The 16,185-nt window shown below is 65.5% G+C and carries 24 protein-coding genes and 1 pseudogene; 1 reads left to right on the forward strand and 24 read right to left on the reverse strand.

From position 1 onward, the window contains the following. Positions 1-96: 96 nt before the first annotated feature. From GMOLON4_RS04710 to GMOLON4_RS04825, 24 genes and pseudogenes are all read right to left on the reverse strand, one after another. Positions 97-825 carry a hypothetical protein gene (locus GMOLON4_RS04710; RefSeq protein WP_146137502.1) on the reverse strand — a complete coding sequence of 243 codons (729 nt, stop codon included), beginning with the start codon at positions 823-825 and terminating at the stop codon, positions 97-99. Between the two features lie 23 nt (positions 826-848). Continuing rightward, complete coding sequence (locus GMOLON4_RS04715; RefSeq protein WP_026935729.1) at positions 849-1,166, reverse strand: hypothetical protein; 318 nt, start codon at positions 1,164-1,166, stop codon at positions 849-851. Positions 1,167-1,231: 65 nt separating this feature from the next. Further along, positions 1,232-2,311 (reverse strand): hypothetical protein, encoded by a 1,080-nt coding sequence (locus tag GMOLON4_RS04720; RefSeq protein WP_026935728.1) that lies wholly within the window; start codon positions 2,309-2,311, stop codon positions 1,232-1,234. Between the two features lie 20 nt (positions 2,312-2,331). Next, positions 2,332-2,535, reverse strand: a complete 204-nt coding sequence (locus GMOLON4_RS04725; protein WP_245575333.1) for a P-loop NTPase family protein — start codon at positions 2,533-2,535, stop codon at positions 2,332-2,334. Beyond that, a pseudogene (locus tag GMOLON4_RS04730) lies at positions 2,536-2,934 on the reverse strand (ATP-binding cassette domain-containing protein); the annotation flags it as partial. Beyond that, positions 2,925-4,040 (reverse strand): peptidoglycan-binding domain-containing protein, encoded by a 1,116-nt coding sequence (locus GMOLON4_RS04735; RefSeq protein WP_026935727.1) that lies wholly within the window; start codon positions 4,038-4,040, stop codon positions 2,925-2,927. The gene GMOLON4_RS04735 and the pseudogene GMOLON4_RS04730, both read right to left, overlap by 10 nt. 156 nt (positions 4,041-4,196) lie before the next feature. Continuing rightward, a complete protein-coding gene (locus GMOLON4_RS04740) occupies positions 4,197-5,390 on the reverse strand; it encodes a sensor histidine kinase (protein WP_026935726.1) in 1,194 nt (397 codons plus the stop codon). Position 5,391: 1 nt separating this feature from the next. Continuing rightward, positions 5,392-6,054, reverse strand: a complete 663-nt coding sequence (locus tag GMOLON4_RS04745) for a response regulator transcription factor (RefSeq protein ID WP_035731441.1) — start codon at positions 6,052-6,054, stop codon at positions 5,392-5,394. 255 nt (positions 6,055-6,309) lie between these two features. After that, positions 6,310-7,077: a DNA alkylation repair protein gene (locus tag GMOLON4_RS04750; protein WP_026935724.1), complete on the reverse strand. Its 768-nt coding sequence runs from the start codon at positions 7,075-7,077 to the stop codon at positions 6,310-6,312. Then, positions 7,074-7,553 (reverse strand): MarR family winged helix-turn-helix transcriptional regulator, encoded by a 480-nt coding sequence (locus GMOLON4_RS04755; RefSeq protein ID WP_051265907.1) that lies wholly within the window; start codon positions 7,551-7,553, stop codon positions 7,074-7,076. The genes GMOLON4_RS04750 and GMOLON4_RS04755 overlap by 4 nt, the downstream gene beginning before the upstream one ends. Positions 7,554-7,869: 316 nt before the next feature. After that, positions 7,870-8,676, reverse strand: a complete 807-nt coding sequence (locus GMOLON4_RS04760) for a Fic/DOC family protein (RefSeq protein WP_026935723.1) — start codon at positions 8,674-8,676, stop codon at positions 7,870-7,872. A gap of 15 nt (positions 8,677-8,691) precedes the next feature. Next, a complete protein-coding gene (locus tag GMOLON4_RS04765; protein WP_026935722.1) occupies positions 8,692-8,889 on the reverse strand; it encodes a hypothetical protein in 198 nt (65 codons plus the stop codon). A gap of 77 nt (positions 8,890-8,966) precedes the next feature. Next, positions 8,967-9,452, reverse strand: coding sequence for a DUF192 domain-containing protein (locus GMOLON4_RS04770; RefSeq protein WP_245575317.1), 486 nt, complete (start codon positions 9,450-9,452; stop codon positions 8,967-8,969). Positions 9,453-9,506: 54 nt separating this feature from the next. Then, positions 9,507-9,869 carry a hypothetical protein gene (locus GMOLON4_RS04775; protein ID WP_146137501.1) on the reverse strand — a complete coding sequence of 121 codons (363 nt, stop codon included), beginning with the start codon at positions 9,867-9,869 and terminating at the stop codon, positions 9,507-9,509. A gap of 40 nt (positions 9,870-9,909) precedes the next feature. Then, a complete protein-coding gene (locus GMOLON4_RS04780) occupies positions 9,910-10,251 on the reverse strand; it encodes a hypothetical protein (RefSeq protein ID WP_026935719.1) in 342 nt (113 codons plus the stop codon). 2 nt (positions 10,252-10,253) lie between these two features. Then, positions 10,254-10,910 (reverse strand): DUF6349 family protein, encoded by a 657-nt coding sequence (locus tag GMOLON4_RS04785; protein ID WP_051265904.1) that lies wholly within the window; start codon positions 10,908-10,910, stop codon positions 10,254-10,256. After that, positions 10,907-11,230, reverse strand: coding sequence for a hypothetical protein (locus GMOLON4_RS04790; RefSeq protein WP_026935718.1), 324 nt, complete (start codon positions 11,228-11,230; stop codon positions 10,907-10,909). Before GMOLON4_RS04790 ends, GMOLON4_RS04785 begins: the two co-directional genes overlap by 4 nt. Further along, entirely contained in the window at positions 11,227-11,616 is a 390-nt protein-coding gene (locus tag GMOLON4_RS04795; RefSeq protein ID WP_051265901.1) for a hypothetical protein, read from the reverse strand. Before GMOLON4_RS04795 ends, GMOLON4_RS04790 begins: the two co-directional genes overlap by 4 nt. Next, positions 11,613-11,969: a hypothetical protein gene (locus GMOLON4_RS04800; protein ID WP_026935717.1), complete on the reverse strand. Its 357-nt coding sequence runs from the start codon at positions 11,967-11,969 to the stop codon at positions 11,613-11,615. Before GMOLON4_RS04800 ends, GMOLON4_RS04795 begins: the two co-directional genes overlap by 4 nt. Before the next feature lie 2 nt (positions 11,970-11,971). Beyond that, positions 11,972-12,205 (reverse strand): hypothetical protein, encoded by a 234-nt coding sequence (locus tag GMOLON4_RS04805; protein ID WP_026935716.1) that lies wholly within the window; start codon positions 12,203-12,205, stop codon positions 11,972-11,974. A gap of 26 nt (positions 12,206-12,231) precedes the next feature. Next, a complete protein-coding gene (locus GMOLON4_RS04810; protein WP_035731439.1) occupies positions 12,232-12,543 on the reverse strand; it encodes a hypothetical protein in 312 nt (103 codons plus the stop codon). Positions 12,544-12,556: 13 nt separating this feature from the next. After that, on the reverse strand, positions 12,557-12,814 hold the full coding sequence (locus GMOLON4_RS04815; RefSeq protein ID WP_026935715.1) for a thioredoxin domain-containing protein: 258 nt from the start codon (positions 12,812-12,814) through the stop codon (positions 12,557-12,559). A 317-nt stretch (positions 12,815-13,131) separates the two neighbouring features. Further along, positions 13,132-14,319: a DNA-processing protein DprA gene (locus tag GMOLON4_RS04820; protein WP_051265897.1), complete on the reverse strand. Its 1,188-nt coding sequence runs from the start codon at positions 14,317-14,319 to the stop codon at positions 13,132-13,134. A 74-nt stretch (positions 14,320-14,393) separates the two neighbouring features. Then, positions 14,394-14,774, reverse strand: a complete 381-nt coding sequence (locus tag GMOLON4_RS04825; protein WP_026935714.1) for a hypothetical protein — start codon at positions 14,772-14,774, stop codon at positions 14,394-14,396. A 501-nt stretch (positions 14,775-15,275) separates the two neighbouring features. Between GMOLON4_RS04825 and GMOLON4_RS04830 the strand changes: the two genes are divergently transcribed. After that, on the forward strand, positions 15,276-16,157 hold the full coding sequence (locus tag GMOLON4_RS04830) for a helix-turn-helix transcriptional regulator (RefSeq protein ID WP_146137500.1): 882 nt from the start codon (positions 15,276-15,278) through the stop codon (positions 16,155-16,157). Positions 16,158-16,185: the final 28 nt, after the last annotated feature.

The following is a 16,185-nucleotide window of genomic DNA, read 5'->3' on the forward strand; positions in this document are numbered from 1 at the left end:
GCTTCCACAGCCGATGAAATGGATCCTTCATAGGGGGGCGGACCGGAACGTATTGGACACCGTCCGCCCCTCCTTCTTCTGATGGCCCTGTCAGGGTCAGGTGTTCTCGACCCAGCATGCGGCGATGTCTTCCTCGTTCTCCTGCCCGTTTGGCGTGAACTGCTTGCCACCGTTTTGTTCCAGATCAGCGAGGAACCCGTCGTAGCTGGTGTCTGAGGGGACAAGGTCGCGGTCGATGAGGCAGGCGAGCACGGCGCGCTGCACGGTGTCACCGTCAAGCCCCCCTGCCTGCTGTCCACCGTTGAGATAGGAGTAGATCTCATTGATGAAGGCGCTGGTCTTCTCGTAGCATTCCCGATCGGCTTGCTGCCGCAGTTCGCCTGCGGCTTTCTGCTCGTCTACGGTGCCCTCTGTCTCCGCTTCGCCTTGAATGAGGACGTCGGTTCCGTTGTAGATCACTTCGACTTCATAGCCCTTCGCGACCAGGCAGGCTTTGTACTGGTTGTTGGCTTCTTTCCAGTCGTCCTCGCTGATCTGACCGGACTCCCGCGCCTCTTGGAGGACTTCTCTCTGGAAATCCGACTGCGCGTTCGCGAGACCGTCAGAGATGAGCAGATCCAGGGTGCTCGTGTTGCCTCCGTCGATTACGTTGGCATCCGGCGATGCCGGCGCAGGGTCTGTCTCTGTGCTCGCGCACCCGGTGATCAGCAGGGCACCGGCAAGCGCGAGGATGGTCGCGAAGCGACGGCGGTAATGGGTTTTCATCAGATTCCTCCAAGACGAGTGGGGCTGGCGCGCTGCTGAGGTGCGTTGCACCAGCCCCACTCATGCGAATGGTCGGCTGCGGCCTACCAGCGGGCGGTGACTTCGTAGGCGCGCGTTCCGGCGGTGTAGTTCACGGACACGGCCCGCTTGTACACCTGGCCCGAGACGTAGTACTTCTTGCCGCCGATGTACCGATCGACCTCCGCGTACGCGTACCCGCAGGGGTTGTTCGCGTAGGCGTAGCCGCTCCACTGCGACGTCGAGCCGCACGTCGCGGCCTGCGCGGCCGGAGCCGCAACGAGCTGCGCGGTAGCGACGCCGCCCGTCGCGAGCGCCCCGGCCAGGAGGACGGTGCTGAGCTTGCGGCCGATCTTGGTCTTGTTGATGCTCAAAGAGGACATGGGTTTTCCGTTCCTTGTTTTCAGCGACTCCACGGTGGAGACGCCGCCCGCTCGTTGCCCATCGGCTACCGGCCCTTGAAGTACGCGAATAGTCGCTCTTCGCGCACCACAAGGGCTGCCGCTAGTGCTCCGAGAATCGCCCCAGACACTGTCAGGGCGGGGGTCAATGAGGCGGTAAGAATCACTGGGAGGTGATCTGTGTACGCCAGATTCCGCGTGATGTAGGCGATCACGGGAATGGAGGTCACCGCTCCGGCTGCTGACCAGGCGAGAGTCTCCAGAAGCAGGACGGAGGCCTGGTCGAGTCTGCGGACGCCTGCGTGGAGAGCGGCGGCTGTCTCAAGTCGTCGAGTCCACCCGGCGATGAACCCGATGACGAAACTGAGGAGGAATGCGGCAACAGGAAACAGCGCGCTGATCCGTTCCGCGTACCCGATGGTGGGATCGCCCGCGACGCCGAGCACGGTGTTGTGTTGCGATATCCTCGGTCCGCTATCTGGAAGGGAAGAGTCAGCGGCGATGGTCGTGTAGAGCAGATCCCGTGTTGCCTGGGTTACGGGGTAGGCGTCGATCCAGCACTCATCGAACAGGGTCTGCTCCGGGGAGGTGGGGGTGATCGCCGCGTACCCCATTCCGCGGGGTCTACCGTCGTCGGGGAACTCGTATGTGCCGCCAAGCACGGTCGGCCCTTGAGCGGTGTGAAAAGGATCGCCCGTGTTGAGACCGAGGGAAGATGCGAGTTCCGCAGGCAGCAGAAGGCCTGGATATTCTTGTCCGGTCGCATCGGGAAGCATCGTCGCAAAGCCGGGGGTCGACACGAAGGCTGTGAGCGGGTTTTGCGGGATTCCAGCAACAGCTAACGGTGTCTCTTCCTGCGTGATCGCGCCCGCAGCTCTGATCCCTTCCACTTCGCTGAGTGCGTCGCAGACTCGTCCGTCGATGCTGTGTTCTGCGGTGAGGATCGTTATGGAGGCTCCGCGAACTCGAAAGTCGTTTGCTGCGGTGATCGCTCCGGTCATTGCAGTCGTATCGAGCGTGGCGAGCGCCCCGGAGATCGCCGCGATGACGACGGCGAGGATTCCGGCTTTCGCGGTGCCTGATGCGAGGTTCCGGCCTGCTTCCCGGACGATCTCACGAAACCTCATCCGGCTCCAGCCCCGGGTCCTCACGCGGCCCGCCCGAGGTCGATGATGTCGGTGCAGGCATCGCGAGTGCGCGCATCGTGGGTGGCAACCACGATGATGGTTCCCTCAGTAGCGATGTTGGCGAGCGCGTCGCTCACCGTTGCCGCGGTGCGCTGGTCGAGTTGCGCCGTCGGTTCGTCCACGAGGAGCAGTGCAGGGGCGGCAGCGATGCCGCGCGCCAGCATGAGACGCTGCCCCTCACCACCGGAGAGTTCCCGGAACTGCCGGCGTCAGGCATGGGTGAGGCCGAACCGGGCAAGTAGCGCATGAGCCTTTTCGTCAGCCACCTCGCGCGTATCTCCTCGCGCAAGGAAAGCGAGCGCCACATGGTCGAGTGCGGTGCGTCGGGCGACGCCGTGCGGGTTCTGGAAGATCCACCCGATGCGTTCGATGTCGTCGCGCTCGATCGTTCCGGTGGTTGGGGATATCCATCCAGCGATGATCCCGAGCAGGGTTGACTTCCCCGAGCCGGAGGGTCCGGTCAGTGCGTACACCCGTCCGGGCTCGAGCTTTGCTGTGACGCGCTCAAACAGGAATGGATGCCCGTCAAAACGGTGGCCGAGATCGCTGAGCGTTACGAGCATGATGATCCCCTCGGCGCTCGTGCAGCGATCGCTTCACTGGTGGGGGTCTGTTCAAAGGTGATGTAGCTGCGCCCCAGTTTCGACGCGACGACGGTGACCGGGATGCTGTCTTCAGCGGAGGCGTCTGCCTCAGATGCGCTGAAGAGCACACAACCTGTGTTCTCGCCAGTCATTGCAACCGCCGCAGGCGGAACCGGGTACACGGTGACGGATGATACGAGGACGAGGTCGGCCTGCAAAGAGGAGTCGTCCGGGCTCTGCGCGTAGCGTTTGAACTCATCGGTCTCGGCGAGTGCGGCGAGCCCATCGGAAGTGATCTGCCCGGACTCGTCGATCGGGATATCCGTCGCGCCGACGATCAGTTTCCGTTCGCCGGGCACCAAGTCTGCGGGATAGCTCTTGACGGCTGCGCGCAGCAGCGGGTTCGCGAGGGTCACCAGCGCTTCGCCCTGGGCAACAGATTGTCCGAGACGGATGGCACAGGTGTCCGACATGATCTCGATAGCGGGCAGCCAGAGCACCTGCGCGAGCGACAACTCGCCGTACACGGTGTCGCCGCCGAGGCTCTCCACGAGCGCATCCCACGCGGTCCAGGTCTGCCAGTCGAATCGTCCTGTCTCGGTGACCTCGTAGCCCAGTCTGGAAAGTTCTCGTTGCAGCGCCGCGACGTCTGTTCCTGAGTTGTCGAAGGCCAGGTCGCGCCAGAGCGGAGTTTCTGTGCGGAGGTTTACCAGCAACGTACGATCTACTACGAAAGTGCTGGTACCAGAGCGGATTGCAGTGCCGGCTCCGCATGCGGTGCTTGTGAGTATGCCCGTGGCCGGAGAATTGATCGAGGTATCTTCACCGAGGGTTGCAGAGAGGTCGACTGATCGTGTGTCGGTCATCTCCTCGGCGATCAGGGTCACCTCCGTGGGCTCCTCCGCTACCGCAAGAGACGCCGGGATCGGTCGGTACAAGGCGAACGAAACGATCGACGCCACCACCGCCGACATCGCAAGGCACAGCAGCAACAGTGTCGCGCCGAGCCTCGGGCCCGTACGCCGATTCGTCTCGGCCGGTACGGTGCCTTCCCCCGTCGTGGGGTCAGCGGTGACGTCGGGCATGCCGGTTACTCCTCGTCCGCACCGTCAGAAGGGTGCCTACTGCGACTATGGAGCGAAGCCGGTCACGTCAGTGTGACGCCGATTGTCACCTTTCTGTCACCAGGCGAGCAGGGGTTGCAGAGCCACCCGTGCCGCCGGAACGAGCGGGAGCCGGAATCAATGCTGCGGGAGCAACAGCAGGACGCGTAGCCCGCCGCCTGTGCGCGGAATGAGCTCGAGAGAGCCGCGGTGTAAGGATGTGATGCTCTCGACGAGCGCAAGCCCAAGCCCTGTGCCTGCTTCGCTGCCGTCGTCGTTGCGGAGCCGGGATCGTTCACCTCGGTGGAACGGCTCAGTCAACCGTCCGACGGTCGTCGAGTCGAAGCTGTCGGCACCGGAGTTTGTGATCTCGAATCGGACGCACTCGGAATCAGCACCGAGTTCGATACGCACGAAGCCGCCGGGAGTGTTATGGCGAATCGCGTTACCCACCAGATTCGCAAACAAGGTGCGCAGCAGCGGCTTGTTCGCGTTCATGACCAGGGGGCGTTCCGGCAGCAGGGTCTCAACGGTGAGTTGGGTCTGCTCTCCCAAGCTGGAACTCTCACGCACCACCTCGGGTATGAGCGCCACGATATCGACCTCTTGCTGGGGCAGCTCCGCGTCGGCACGACACTGCGCCACAATCAGTAGCGCTCCCACGAGTTCTTCCATGCGTCGGTTCGATGCCAGTACGCTTTCGACCTCAGGCAGGAGGTCCTCCGGTACGCGTTCCTGTCTCACGGCAAGCTGCAGTGCCATCCGCGATGTCGCCAACGGTGTACGAAACTCGTGCGATGCGTTGGCGATGAACGCTTCCTGCCGAGTGAACGCGTTCTCCAACCGTGCGACCATGCTGTCGATGGCGGTGCCAAGCTGCTTGATTTCATCATCTGGTCCGGGAAGAGCGAGCCGTTGTGACAGGTCACGCTCCGTAATCGCGTTCGTTGCCTCCGTCACGCGCGCGATACGTCTACTTGCCTGCCGTGACACCAGCCATGCTCCGAGAATGGCGAGCACTACGAACACGAGCAGCAGCGCACCAGACCACAGCTGAACTCCTCTGAGTACCTCTGCGACGATCGGATCAGCCTGCATCCATCGCGGCCCGTGCTGCAATACAGCAGTGCCGTCGTCGTCGGTCGGAGTGCCACCGGATACCTCGCCGACATCGGAAATCATGTTGTCTTGCACCGTCACCGCTTCTGAGAGCAGTGCTTGGAGCACGACATACTGCACAACAAGCAGCGTGACGCCGCCGACCAGCATCACGGTCGCGATCATGACGGTGAGCTGCGTCCGGTAGCTCAGTTTCGCCCACAGCTTGCGCACGTCACACCACCCGATATCCGACGCCGTGCTCCGTGGCGATCCGCTCGTGTCCGAGCTTTTTTCGCAACGAATGGATCACTGTTTTCACCACGGCTTCATCGGTGCCGTGCTGGTCACCCCATACCGCGTCGAACAGTGAGACGGAACGCACGGCCTCGCCTCTGGCTTTGACGAGTTCCGCGAGCACTGAGAACTCTTTCGGCCGCAGATGCAGCGGAAGCTGGTCGCACCAGACGCGCCGCGATCCTGGTTCCAGTCTGATTCCGGCGTGCTCGTAGCCACCGCTGGGAGAGCGCAATCGCCGCCGGATGGCTGTGAGGCGCGCAAGCAGTACCTCGTAGTCGAACGGTTTGGCCAAGTAGTCGTCGGCTCCGAGATTGAGTCCAGTGACCTCATCGGTGATCTCGGCGGCTGCGGTGAGCATGAGCACCCGCACTGGGCTCCCTCGATCCCGCAAGGTGCGCGCCACGATATCACCATGCAGAATCGGAAGATCCCGGTCAAGGACAAGGATTTCGTAGCAGCCAGCTTCCAGATAGTTCAGCGCGCTCGCCCCGTCGTGCACGACGTCGACCAGGTAGCCTTCCCCTGTCAGCCCACGCTGTAGCAGCTCAGCCAGTCTCACCTCATCCTCCACGACGAGGATCCGCGTGCCGCTACCCATTGTCACCGCTCCTCGAAGTCCAACACCCATTCTCCCGAGTCTTGGTGACAGAAAGGTGACAGTCGGCGGATCAAACCCGGCGCTCGGCTGCTGGGGTGGGCTGAACTGCCCCGACGCTCACGCATCTGCGTGCACATGCCGCTCGCTCAGGTCGCGGTCTGGCCGGGCCGTCCGAGCCCGTTCCTTCATCCTCATCGCGGCGGTGCTCATCGCCGCTTTCCCCCGAGTCATCATCACGAGAATCCGGAGTGTTTTCTAGTCGCCGGAATGTCTGCGGAGTGAGCGGAGGCCGCGCGACACGATGCGCTCGGTAGGCGGTGTCGGGCTTTCAAGGCGCCATCGTTCGGCGAGTGCGATCGCCCAGTCTGGGCGGGTCTTGGATGCGTCGTTGATCCAGTTCGCGACGGAGTCCTGTACATAGCGTGAGGGGTCGGATCGCAACGGTTCCAGGATCACGAGTCCAAGGTCGGGGTCAGTTTTCAGAGTGTCGATGCGCTTGGCCCACACGCCCCGGGGCCGGAGGGTTTCGCTCGCAAACCGACGGATGCGCTCGGACGGGTCGCCCGTGAGCTCGGCGAGCGCGTGCAGGCTCGCGTGCAGTTGCTCGGCGAGCGCGGGCCGGATCGCCATCCATGCCCATTCGCGCACGCCGAAGTGCGGGTCGTCCGCGGCGGGCCGCATGATGCGGATCAGCGCACCTGGCTTCTCCGCACGGTGCGCTGCTGCAAGCGCGAACCAGCCCCAGCCGCGGACGGTGTCCGAGGGGTGCCGGGTAAGTTCGACACACGCGTCGTGCGTGAGGTGCGATTGGAGTGCGGCGCCGATGGTTTGCATGCGGGTGAGGATGCCGAGCGATCCCGCTTCCTGCGCCGCATCGCGCAAGTCCGCTGGCGCGGATGGGAGGACGTGTTGCAGGAGCTGTCCGTGGTCGACCTTGAGGATCTCGGTGAGGGTGCGCGCCTCGGCGCGTCCTGATTGCACGGCTTCGGCATGCGCATCGTCTGGGCTTGCTTGCGTCGTCATGGGATCGCCGCGAGGTTGCGTTGCATGGCGGTGAGGGTCGTGATCGTTGCGGAGGTGTCGTCGCGCGCAACGCCCCGCACGATGTCGGTCAGCCAGCTCGCGTATTGCGGGGCGAGCGTGTCGATGAGCTGTTGCCCCGCTGTGGTGATGTGCAAGGTGAGCGATCGGCGGTCGCGCTGGTCTGCACCGCGGGAGAGGAGGCCGGCGGTGACGAGTCCGTCGGTCAGGCCGGTGATGGTCGCGCGGGTGACGCCGATGCGGTCTGCGATGCGGGCGGGTGTCGATCCGGGTGTCTCGGCCACGGCGAGGAGGACCGCGAGGCGTCCTTCTGAGAGGCCGTACTCGTTCAAGAGGGCGGCGCAGGCGGTGTCGATCATGCGGGCGGTGGTGAGCAGTCCGAGGACGAGGTCAGCGGATCCTCCTCCCCCGGTTCGGTCGTGGAGCAGTTGATGCTTCGCATCCAGTACACTTGTCATAAGGCACCATACTATCAGGGGCCATACCACCTCGGATGCAAGAGGTGTGGGCGAGCTGGTTGGCCTCGTGAGAGGCATGCGGGAGCTGCTCTGGGCTGCGCTGCGGGCTGGCTGTACGGGGCTCTGAGTGTGGGCGCTGCGAGAGGTCATGCGTGGGGCGGGCGGTGAGTGCTGGATTCGGGTAGCGGGCTGCGTCCGAGGGCTGACGGTACGCTGGGCGCGGTAGGAGGGGTCTCCCGGGGTCCGGCCGCCGCGCGGGGCGGCTCTGCTCCGGCATGCTCCCACCGTCTGCCGGGTTCCCTGTGATCGGGCCGGCTCAGAATCCGAGGGTGTGGTCCTCGGGGCTGCCGTGGTCGTAGGGGCGGCGGGTCGGGGTGGGGTACGCTCCCCCGCCGGGCTGCTGCGGGGGTTGCATCGGTGGCGCGTGCGGGGCGGGAGTGCCGGGCGGCGGCATCTCGCGCATGCGCTGCCGAAGATGCTCTGCGGGGTCGGTGTCGTGCAACGGGTGGACGATGTTGCGGAGGACGTGTTGCAGGGCGTCGGGCTCGAGCCGGAACGCGTCGATGGTTGCATCGACGAGGACGGGTGCAAGTACTTGCGTCCATTCGATCTGGTATCCGGCGCGCGCCGCAATCTGTTGCAGGTAGAGGCGGCTCGTGCGTCCGTTCCCCTCGAGGTGGGGGTGGATCATGAGCAACCCGGTGAAGGTCTGAGTGAGCGCGTCCAGGAACTCGCCGCGCGGCGCGCCCTGGAAGCGTGCGGGGTCGCCGAGGTTGTCGTGCACGAGCGCGAGGAGCCTGTCGATGTCTTCCGGATCCGCGAAACGGCTGTCACCTTTGAGGGTCGTGACGACTCTCGGGAGGCCAGCCCATTCGTAGACGCCTTGGAACAGCCAGCGATGCAGTGCGTGATAGTGGCCGGGGGTGAAGGTCTGGTCGACGTGGGTGGGGTCGTGGATGAGTTGGGCGGCGCGGATGGTGGTCAGGCGGCGTTCGATGCGTTCGAGTTCGTCGGGGTCGTGGATCTCTCGCCCGGCGGTGGTCGTGTCGTGGAGGATGTTGCGCAGGCACTCTTCGTACTGGCCGGGCCACCAGTAGTCGCCCCAGTTCTCGAACAGGGTCACCGCGTGCCGCCCGGGTCAGCTGTGCGCGGGGGCGTCCTGCTCGTGCATGAGCGTGTACGCGGTATGAGGGTCGAGTTCTCCGGTGGCGACGCGTTCGAGGACGTCCATCTCCGTAGCGGTGACGTGCTGTCCTTCAACGGCCCAGGACGCGCGGATGTTCGCCAGCTCTGCCCGCTGCGTGGCGGTGAGCGCGGTGCGCGCGGTAGTGGCCATGATCAACTCCTCGGTATCTATTCTACTGTTCGGTACTGACACTGGGAAGGTGCCCGGAGTTCTCCGCCGATGTTCGGTCAGTCTGTGGTGCGGACAGGGGTGCCCGGTTCGATGGCGTCGAGCGCACCTGCGATCGTTTCGAGGAGTGCGTCGACGTCGCCCGGCGAGTCCCAGCGGGGGCAGTCGTCTGGGTCGGGCGTGATGCAGACGGAAAGGGTGTCCGTGGCGAGGATGCGACCGTCTCGGATCCAGGCGATATCGATGGGGAAGCTCATGCCTGCCATCCATACTCGCTGCGGGCCCGCCGGGTCGAAGGGGAAGAGCATCCCGGTGCCGGGTTCAAGGCTCGCGCGCCCTGCGAGGCCGGTGCGCTGCTGCTCTGACGTCTCCGCGAGCTCGACGGTGAGCTCGAGATCGCCGCCGATATCAAGGCGAGCCTGGTTCGGGGACGAGACCGAACAGCCTATGGTGACCATCACGACCCCGCAGATGACGGTGGCGGCGAGGAGCGCGGCCGGGAGCGTTTGCGGGCGAAGGCGGGCGGGGCGGGGCGAGCGGTACATGTACGGTTCTCCTCAAGGTTGTGCGGAGAGGTGTCCTCGCCCCGCCACCGTCACTTATTCGGTGACGTCGTGCTCGACCCATTCCTTGGTGCCGGAGCGGATGCGGCGTCCGGCACGGTAGGTGTGGGTTTCGGCCCAGAAGTCGTCGTGGAGGCCTTCTTCCTCGATGCGGACCTCATCCGGGATCAGGCGGGAGAGGATGCGGGCGAGGGTCGCGAGCCCCTCGATCTGGTAGGAGTGGTGGTAGCAGCCCAGGCGGATATCTCCCAGGGTGCCGCTGTCGTCGACCCAGACGCTGATATCGGGATCTGGCAGGTCGAACGCTTCGGCGAGCCGCTGCAGTTGCGCGGCGATGCGTTCGGCCTCGGCGTGGCTTTCGGGCAGACGGTCGACGGTGATGATGGTGTCCATGCTCACGGGTGTGTTCCTTTCGCGGGCGCGTGCTGGGGTGGTGGGGTTATCGTGCGGCGGGGCAGTCGTGCAGGCGGGCCTGTTCGGTGATCCAGGCGGCGACGATGGCGGGGTCGGCGTCGATGGTGAGGCCGGAGCAGATCGTCTCGCAGCCTCCGTCGATGTCGAGCCACCAGTCGAGGGGGCCGTTGTCTGGGTCGGGGTCGACGCCTGCGGTATCGGCCGGGTCGCCGGGGTCGGTGCCGCGGGTGCCGAGTTCGATGTGGAGGGCGAAGGTGCCGCCCATGTCCGCTTCGAGTTCCACGGGGAACGGGAGGAGGGCGGCGACGGCGATGGTGTGTGCGTCGACGCGGGCGATGTTGTCTTCGTGGTCGGTGGTCGTGGTCATGATTACTCCTGGGGTTCGGTGGTGAGGGCGGTGTGGGAGAGGTCGAAGCCTTGCCAGGGGCTGCGGCCGGGAACGTGGCGGGTGCCGTACGGTTGGCGTTCGGTGATGATCGGGGCGCCGGGCAGCTGCCACTCGGCGGGATAGTGCTCGTCGATCCATGCCCGGTACTTCTTCGTCGGCCGGTTCTGGTCGTCGGTCTTCGCGATGCTGGCGGGGATGACGGGGAGGGTCCGCCAGCCGGGCCAGGCGTGGTCGTGCCAGGCCTCGACGATGGTGGCTTCGTTGCCGTCGAGGTGCCAGCGGCACGGCGCGCAAATCCCGCGCGTGAGGAGTCCGCCGACGCAGGAGCAGTCCTCGCGGTAGTGAGTGCAGCGCAGGTCGACGTCGAAGATACGCAGTTCGTGCCCGACGGTGGCGGTGTTGGCCTCAGCTGTCGTGTAGCCGGGGTGCCACATGTGGGAGCGTTGCAGGCATCCGAAGTTCCCGTGCTCGAACACCCATCGCTCGAATGCGGCGGTGAGGTCATCGGGTGCGTAGTAGTCGGCGGTGAAGTGCAGGGGCGCGCCTTCCCAGGCGGGAGCCTGCTGTACGTCGGCCTCATGGATCATCGCGTCGAGGTCAAAGGCGAGTTGCCCGCCGGGAGCTGTCCGGGCGTTCATGCTGCCGCTCCGGTCTGGGTGAGCGCGTGCCGGGCGGCGGCTTCCAGCATCGACAGCAGTTCCGAGGTGCCGGTCAGGTCGCGGATCGTCTCGACGTCGTAGCGGAGCATCGTGTCTCTCGCGATCTGCGCGGCTCGCTCTTCCCGCACGGCGGCATCGGCGAGGTGGGTGAGGTAGGCGCGGATGCCGTCTTCGATGAACGCGGCGAGCTGCTCGTAGTCTTCGATGATCGGTTCGTACGCGCCGGTGTCGGGGCTGGGGTGGTCGGCGAGGTAGGCGGTCTCGGCGACCTGCCGGGCGATAGCGGTGGTGCTGGTCATGGCTGCTCCTGGAACAGGTGGTCGAACAGGGTGGTCGGGGCGTTGTGGAAGTGGTCGGCGAGGTAGGTCTTCACATCGCCCCAGAGGTCGTGCCGGTCGCTGTCGTATTCGCGTTCGCATGCCCAGGTGAGGTCGGTGAGGAACTCCTGCTGGCGTGCGGGGGTGGAGAACTTCTCGTCGTAGAAGCCGTGCCGGTTGTAGTGGGCGATGAATCCGAAGTAGCCGTGGTTGTGGAGGCCTTCGTAGAGCGCCTGCGTGAACTGGTGTTCGGGGTATCCGGCGTCGATGAAGCGGATCAGGGCGTTCACGAAGTGGGCTTTCTTCTCGGGGGTGCCGGTGGGCCAGCCGGAGTCGGTGAACTGTTCCGGCTGGTAGCGGGCGGTCATCGTGCCGCCTCCGCACGGCTCGCGGGGTGGATGGTGAAGTCGAACGGCATCGTGGTGGTGCTGTAGATGTCGTAGCCTTCGCTGCCTTCGGCGGACTCCCAGTGGTCGATGCTCAGTTCCCCGTCGAGGTAGAGGACGGTGACGAACAGGCCGAGTTCGCTGTAGCTCCAGGTGCGGCGCACATCATCGTTCCCGTCCGGGGAGAGGTCAGTGGGGGCGTCGCACCAGGCCTCGATCAGCTTTTGGGCGTCGTCGTGGGCGAGGAGCCAGCCGTCAGCGAAGATGTAATCGTCGATATCGGCGTCGAGGGTGATCGGTGCGGGGAGCGGGTAGCCGCTGATGGTGATCTTCATGGTCAGTTGCCCTCCTGTTCGGCTTCGTCGGCGGCGATGAGATCGGGCACGGAGACGGTGAGCGGGTTGACGGGTTCCCACTGCTGGGTGGCGGGGGTGAACTGGCCGAGTTCGATGCGCGGGTTCCCGTCGATGGTGTAGGAGAACAGCTGCCCGTACTCGACGCCGGTCTGCTCGGACGTGTCGCCCAGGTCGAGGTCGGTGGGGCGTCCGCCGTGGTCGAGAGTGAGTCGCATGAGAAAGTTCCTTTTCTTGAGGGGTGTTAGAGCGCGGTCCACGCGCCGGTGGCGGGGTCGCGGTACTGGATGGTGACGGCTCCGGCGTTGGGGGTGCCGTAGCAGTCGAGGGGCTGGAAATCGGCCTCGCCGACGTAGGCTTCGGCGTCGCTGTCGTCGAGGAAGCGGCCGTGATAGTAGACGTAGCCGTCGTCGTCGAGCATCCGGAACGCCTCCCCCTCCCCCGCTTCCAGACGGGTAAGGATGCTGGAGCGGGCGGTGCGGGGGCCTTGGACGTCCACGCCGTAGCCTTCTTCGTGCTTGCCGGTGATGAAGTCGCGGGTGATGAGGAACGCCATCGGGGTCTCCTGTTCAGCGGGTGGTGGATTTGAGGGCGAGGATGCGGTCGGGGCGCAGGCCTGCCCAGTGGTCGATGAGCTTCCCGGTGTCGTCGGTGACGGTGACGATGGGGGCGCTCTGGTAGCCGTGCTCGGTGATGAGGTCTCGGATCGGGCCGGTCTCGGGCAGTGGGGTGCTGTCGTGGGGGATGCCGGAGTGGGTGAGGAACTGCTCGGTTCGCTCGCAGTTCACACAGTCCGGGAGGGTGTGGATCGTGACGGTGAGGTTCATGGTGGGCTCCTGTGTTCCTTTCACTGCTTCTCGGATCCGAGGGGGCGGGGGTGACTTGTCAAGGCCGAAGAACGAAAAGTCTCCGAACCACGGCCACGCCCGCTCGTGATCTGCTCAGCGGAGAGTTTTCGTGTGCCTTGACAAGGTGCGCCCGGCCCCGCACACTCCCCTCCGTTGGGTGCCGGCGAAGCCGACGCCCGTGATCTGGTCGTGGCCGCGCAGCGGCCTCCGCTGAACCGGCCACGCTTCCCGGATGCGGCTCCTCGCCCGCACGAACCCAGGGTGGCCGCCGCACCGCACGGCGACCACCCTGCGGCTCAGGTGTCTGCGCCGTGGCGGGTGAGCAGCGTCTGGGTGGTGTCGCTGCGGACGCTGTCGAAGAGGGAGTAGAAGGCGTCCTGGACGGTGCGCGCCGCCTGGGTGAGGGCGTCCTGGACTTCCTCGTCGCTGAGCGCGAGCAACATGCGCCGCTGCGCGGGGGTGAGGTGCGGGTCGTCTTCCCAGTCCGCTTTGAGCGCGGTCAGACTGTCCAGCGCGGGATAGTCGCTGCGCTCCGGAGTCACAGTGTTCGTGTGCTCGAGGGCGATCACGTCAGCGGGGCCGGTGACGAGGCTCGCACCGTGGTCGCGGATCAGCAGGTGGCATCCGGTGGAGGCGGCGCTGGTGACCGGGCCGGGAACGACGCCGAGGGGCGTGCCGAGTTCGGCGGCGTACTCGGCGAGGCGCAGGGTTCCGGAGCGGGCACCGGCTTCGACGATCACGATGCGGTGCGTGAGGGCTGCGAGCAGACGCGAGCGGCGCTGGAACCGCCACCGGGTCGGCGCGAGGGTCGGCGGGGCTTCGGAGAGGAGGAGACCTCCGGCTCGCACGATCCGGTCGAACAGGTCGTGATGCCCTGACGGGTAAGGGCGGTCGAGGCCTCCGGCGAGTACCGCGATCGTCTTTCCGCCTGCGGTGAGGGCCGCGCGGTGTGCGTCGGCGGCGATGCCGTAACTGCCGGAGGCGACGATCACATCCCCGTGAGCTACAAGACCTTCCGTGAGTTCCGTGGCGACGTACGCTCCGTAGCCGGTGGCGGCACGGGCACCGCAGATGCCGGTGAGCCCGGGCTCGGTGAGGAGCTCGTGGTCGCCGCGTGCGAACAGAACGATCGGGGCGGCATCTCCGAGATCATTCACCTGGTGCGGCCAGCAGTGGTCTGCGGGGGTGATGACAGAGAGGTCGGCGTCGCGTATCGCCTGGAGGATCCCGGTGGTGTGCTCGGTCGTGAGCAGAGGAACGGCGCGGTCTCTGAGGCGGGTGAGGACGGCGAAGTCCGTGTGCGGGAGGCTTGCGGCGTCGGTGAAGAGGAGGCGCAGCAGGGTGATGGCACCGTGGGTGCGGATGAGCCTGCCGAGGTCAATGTTTCCAGGTTCGATAGCGGCGGCGAGCAGAACGCGGGCGGTGCGCTCGGGGTCGACGCTGAACGGGATGCTGGCCGGGTCGGGTGCGGGTATGGAGGTCATGACGGTTCCTGTCTGTCGGAATGCTGGTGGGGCGGGCCGGGGCGGTGTCGCCACGGCCCGGGAATGGTGCGGGGTTAGTCGCGGGCGGCGGCGCAGTCAGCAGCCCACGACGTCCACTCGGCAGCGGCTGCGGCGACCTCCTCGACCACTCGGGCGTGGAGGTCGGCGAGGACGTTCCGGTTGAAACGCGCGGTGGAGGCCGGGGCACCGTCGATGGCGGGGAGGGTGCGGGTGTCGCTGTCGGCTCCGAAGCTGAGCGACATGCGGCGGGTGTACCCGTCGGCGTGCTGCCGGGTCGCGGTGGCTCGGTAGCCTCGCCCCTTCCAGTGGCTGGTGGAGATGTCCAGCTCGATCCGGGAGCCGTCCTCCCGCTCCACGACGGTCGTGGTGCTGTGGAGTGTGCGACCGTCTGCGGAGGGGGTCGGGCGGGTGAACGCGATCGTGGTCGTGGTCATGGTGGTTCCTTCGATTCCGGATTGGGGCCGGGCGGCTGGTTCCGCCTCGTGGTGCCCCTTCCTGCTTTTCCGGACTCGTGGGCGGGGGTGCTGTGTCAAGGCCGAAGAACGAAAAGTCCTCGTTCAACGGCCACGCCTGTGGGGTGAGACTCGGGGAGGAGTTTTCGTGTGCCTTGACGCGGCGCCCACGGCCACGAACACTGGCATCCTCGGACGCTCACCGCGATGATTGGGGTGGCGCGTTTACATTCATCCGCTGGCCTGTTCCATACCAACAAAGTCATAATCCTGCGCCGCGTCACCCGCGATCGGTAGAGTCGGTGGGGTGACGTTTCCCTCCTTCATCGATCTGCTGAGCTGGCTTGAAACGCGTCGCGTCTCCGACGTATCGCTCGGCTATCTGATGGGGCTGAGCCGGCGGCCACGGTCGCGGTGCCCCTCCGTTTCCTGACGGAGCAGCACTTCTCAGCGCACACCCGCAGACTTGGCAAAGTTGTCACAGTGGTGCTGGTCGAGCGGGGTGCGGGAACGCTGACACATCGGCATGGCCGTCATGAAGTGCGCGCAGGAGACATGGCGGTGTTCGAGCCTGAGGCGGAGTTCCATTACACCCCTTCTCGCCCGTTACGCATCAGCATGATGATGATCGATCAAGACCTGTTGCTGGATGCAGTGGCGTGGCGGCACGCACGCCGTTCTCTGGCAGGACGGGCGCGGGTACGAGCGATTGCGGTGGCGCTGAGCCGACCGATCATTGTCCTGCACCCCAGCAGGTCAGAAGCGGGCAGAGTGAAGCGAATCTTCCATGCCGCGATGCGTCTCCAAGGCCAGGACGGGCAGAGCCTGGATCGGAATCCGTTTCCCCGCATGCTGACACTCACGACACAGCTCATGGAAATCGTCGACCCGCTGGTAGTCCGCGACCACCCTCATCGCCTGTTCGCTGAACAGCTACGGGCGGCTGCCACCCTGGAGATACCTGACGCACAACATCCCGGTGTGCGTCGGGCCCTGGAGTTCATCGCGACGCGCCCGCCCGCGGAGTGGACGTTGCCGCGCTTGGCAGAAGCAGCGATGTTGTCGCCGGGCTACTTCGCACGGATCTTCGCTGAAGAGGTGGGCACCTCACCACGGCAATTCCTATCTGAACGGCGCCTCACGGAGTTCATCGTTCTCATCCACTCGTCCACACTCACGGTGAGTCAAGCGGCTCGGAAGGTGGGGTGGGCCTCCCCCAGCCATGCCATCGCCGCCTACCGAAAACACGCCGGCGCGACACCGGCGAAAGCACGTGCAAAGAGGGAATCGGATGCCGGTGGAGCGACAGTTCTTCCCGATGAGTCGTCAATTCCGCCGCCTGGTATTGAGCTGCCGCAACTCTGACCGATAGTGGTGAGTATCCCCCACCAGT

The sequence above is a fragment of the Gulosibacter molinativorax genome (assembly GCF_003010915.2).
Classification (GTDB): Bacteria; Actinomycetota; Actinomycetes; order Actinomycetales; family Microbacteriaceae; genus Gulosibacter; species Gulosibacter molinativorax.

Excerpts from the sequence above, each read along its gene's own strand:
- GMOLON4_RS04810 (WP_035731439.1), bottom strand. The coding sequence starts at position 12,543 with ATGGCGTTCCTCATCACCCGCGACTTCATCACCGGCAAGCACGAAGAA.
- GMOLON4_RS04780 (WP_026935719.1), bottom strand. The coding sequence starts at position 10,251 with ATGACCACGACCACCGACCACGAAGACAACATCGCCCGCGTCGACGCA.
- GMOLON4_RS04755 (WP_051265907.1), bottom strand. The coding sequence starts at position 7,553 with ATGACAAGTGTACTGGATGCGAAGCATCAACTGCTCCACGACCGAACC.
- GMOLON4_RS04735 (WP_026935727.1), bottom strand. The coding sequence starts at position 4,040 with ATGCCCGACGTCACCGCTGACCCCACGACGGGGGAAGGCACCGTACCG.
- GMOLON4_RS04805 (WP_026935716.1), bottom strand. The coding sequence starts at position 12,205 with ATGCGACTCACTCTCGACCACGGCGGACGCCCCACCGACCTCGACCTG.
- GMOLON4_RS04820 (WP_051265897.1), bottom strand. The coding sequence starts at position 14,319 with ATGACCTCCATACCCGCACCCGACCCGGCCAGCATCCCGTTCAGCGTC.
- GMOLON4_RS04750 (WP_026935724.1), bottom strand. The coding sequence starts at position 7,077 with ATGACGACGCAAGCAAGCCCAGACGATGCGCATGCCGAAGCCGTGCAA.
- GMOLON4_RS04745 (WP_035731441.1), bottom strand. The coding sequence starts at position 6,054 with ATGGGTAGCGGCACGCGGATCCTCGTCGTGGAGGATGAGGTGAGACTG.
- GMOLON4_RS04720 (WP_026935728.1), bottom strand. The coding sequence starts at position 2,311 with ATGAGGTTTCGTGAGATCGTCCGGGAAGCAGGCCGGAACCTCGCATCA.
- GMOLON4_RS04825 (WP_026935714.1), bottom strand. The coding sequence starts at position 14,774 with ATGACCACGACCACGATCGCGTTCACCCGCCCGACCCCCTCCGCAGAC.
- GMOLON4_RS04790 (WP_026935718.1), bottom strand. The coding sequence starts at position 11,230 with ATGACCAGCACCACCGCTATCGCCCGGCAGGTCGCCGAGACCGCCTAC.
- GMOLON4_RS04815 (WP_026935715.1), bottom strand. The coding sequence starts at position 12,814 with ATGAACCTCACCGTCACGATCCACACCCTCCCGGACTGTGTGAACTGC.
- GMOLON4_RS04795 (WP_051265901.1), bottom strand. The coding sequence starts at position 11,616 with ATGACCGCCCGCTACCAGCCGGAACAGTTCACCGACTCCGGCTGGCCC.
- GMOLON4_RS04765 (WP_026935722.1), bottom strand. The coding sequence starts at position 8,889 with ATGGCCACTACCGCGCGCACCGCGCTCACCGCCACGCAGCGGGCAGAG.
- GMOLON4_RS04770 (WP_245575317.1), bottom strand. The coding sequence starts at position 9,452 with ATGTACCGCTCGCCCCGCCCCGCCCGCCTTCGCCCGCAAACGCTCCCG.
- GMOLON4_RS04800 (WP_026935717.1), bottom strand. The coding sequence starts at position 11,969 with ATGAAGATCACCATCAGCGGCTACCCGCTCCCCGCACCGATCACCCTC.
- GMOLON4_RS04785 (WP_051265904.1), bottom strand. The coding sequence starts at position 10,910 with ATGAACGCCCGGACAGCTCCCGGCGGGCAACTCGCCTTTGACCTCGAC.
- GMOLON4_RS04725 (WP_245575333.1), bottom strand. The coding sequence starts at position 2,535 with ATGCTGGCGCGCGGCATCGCTGCCGCCCCTGCACTGCTCCTCGTGGAC.
- GMOLON4_RS04715 (WP_026935729.1), bottom strand. The coding sequence starts at position 1,166 with ATGTCCTCTTTGAGCATCAACAAGACCAAGATCGGCCGCAAGCTCAGC.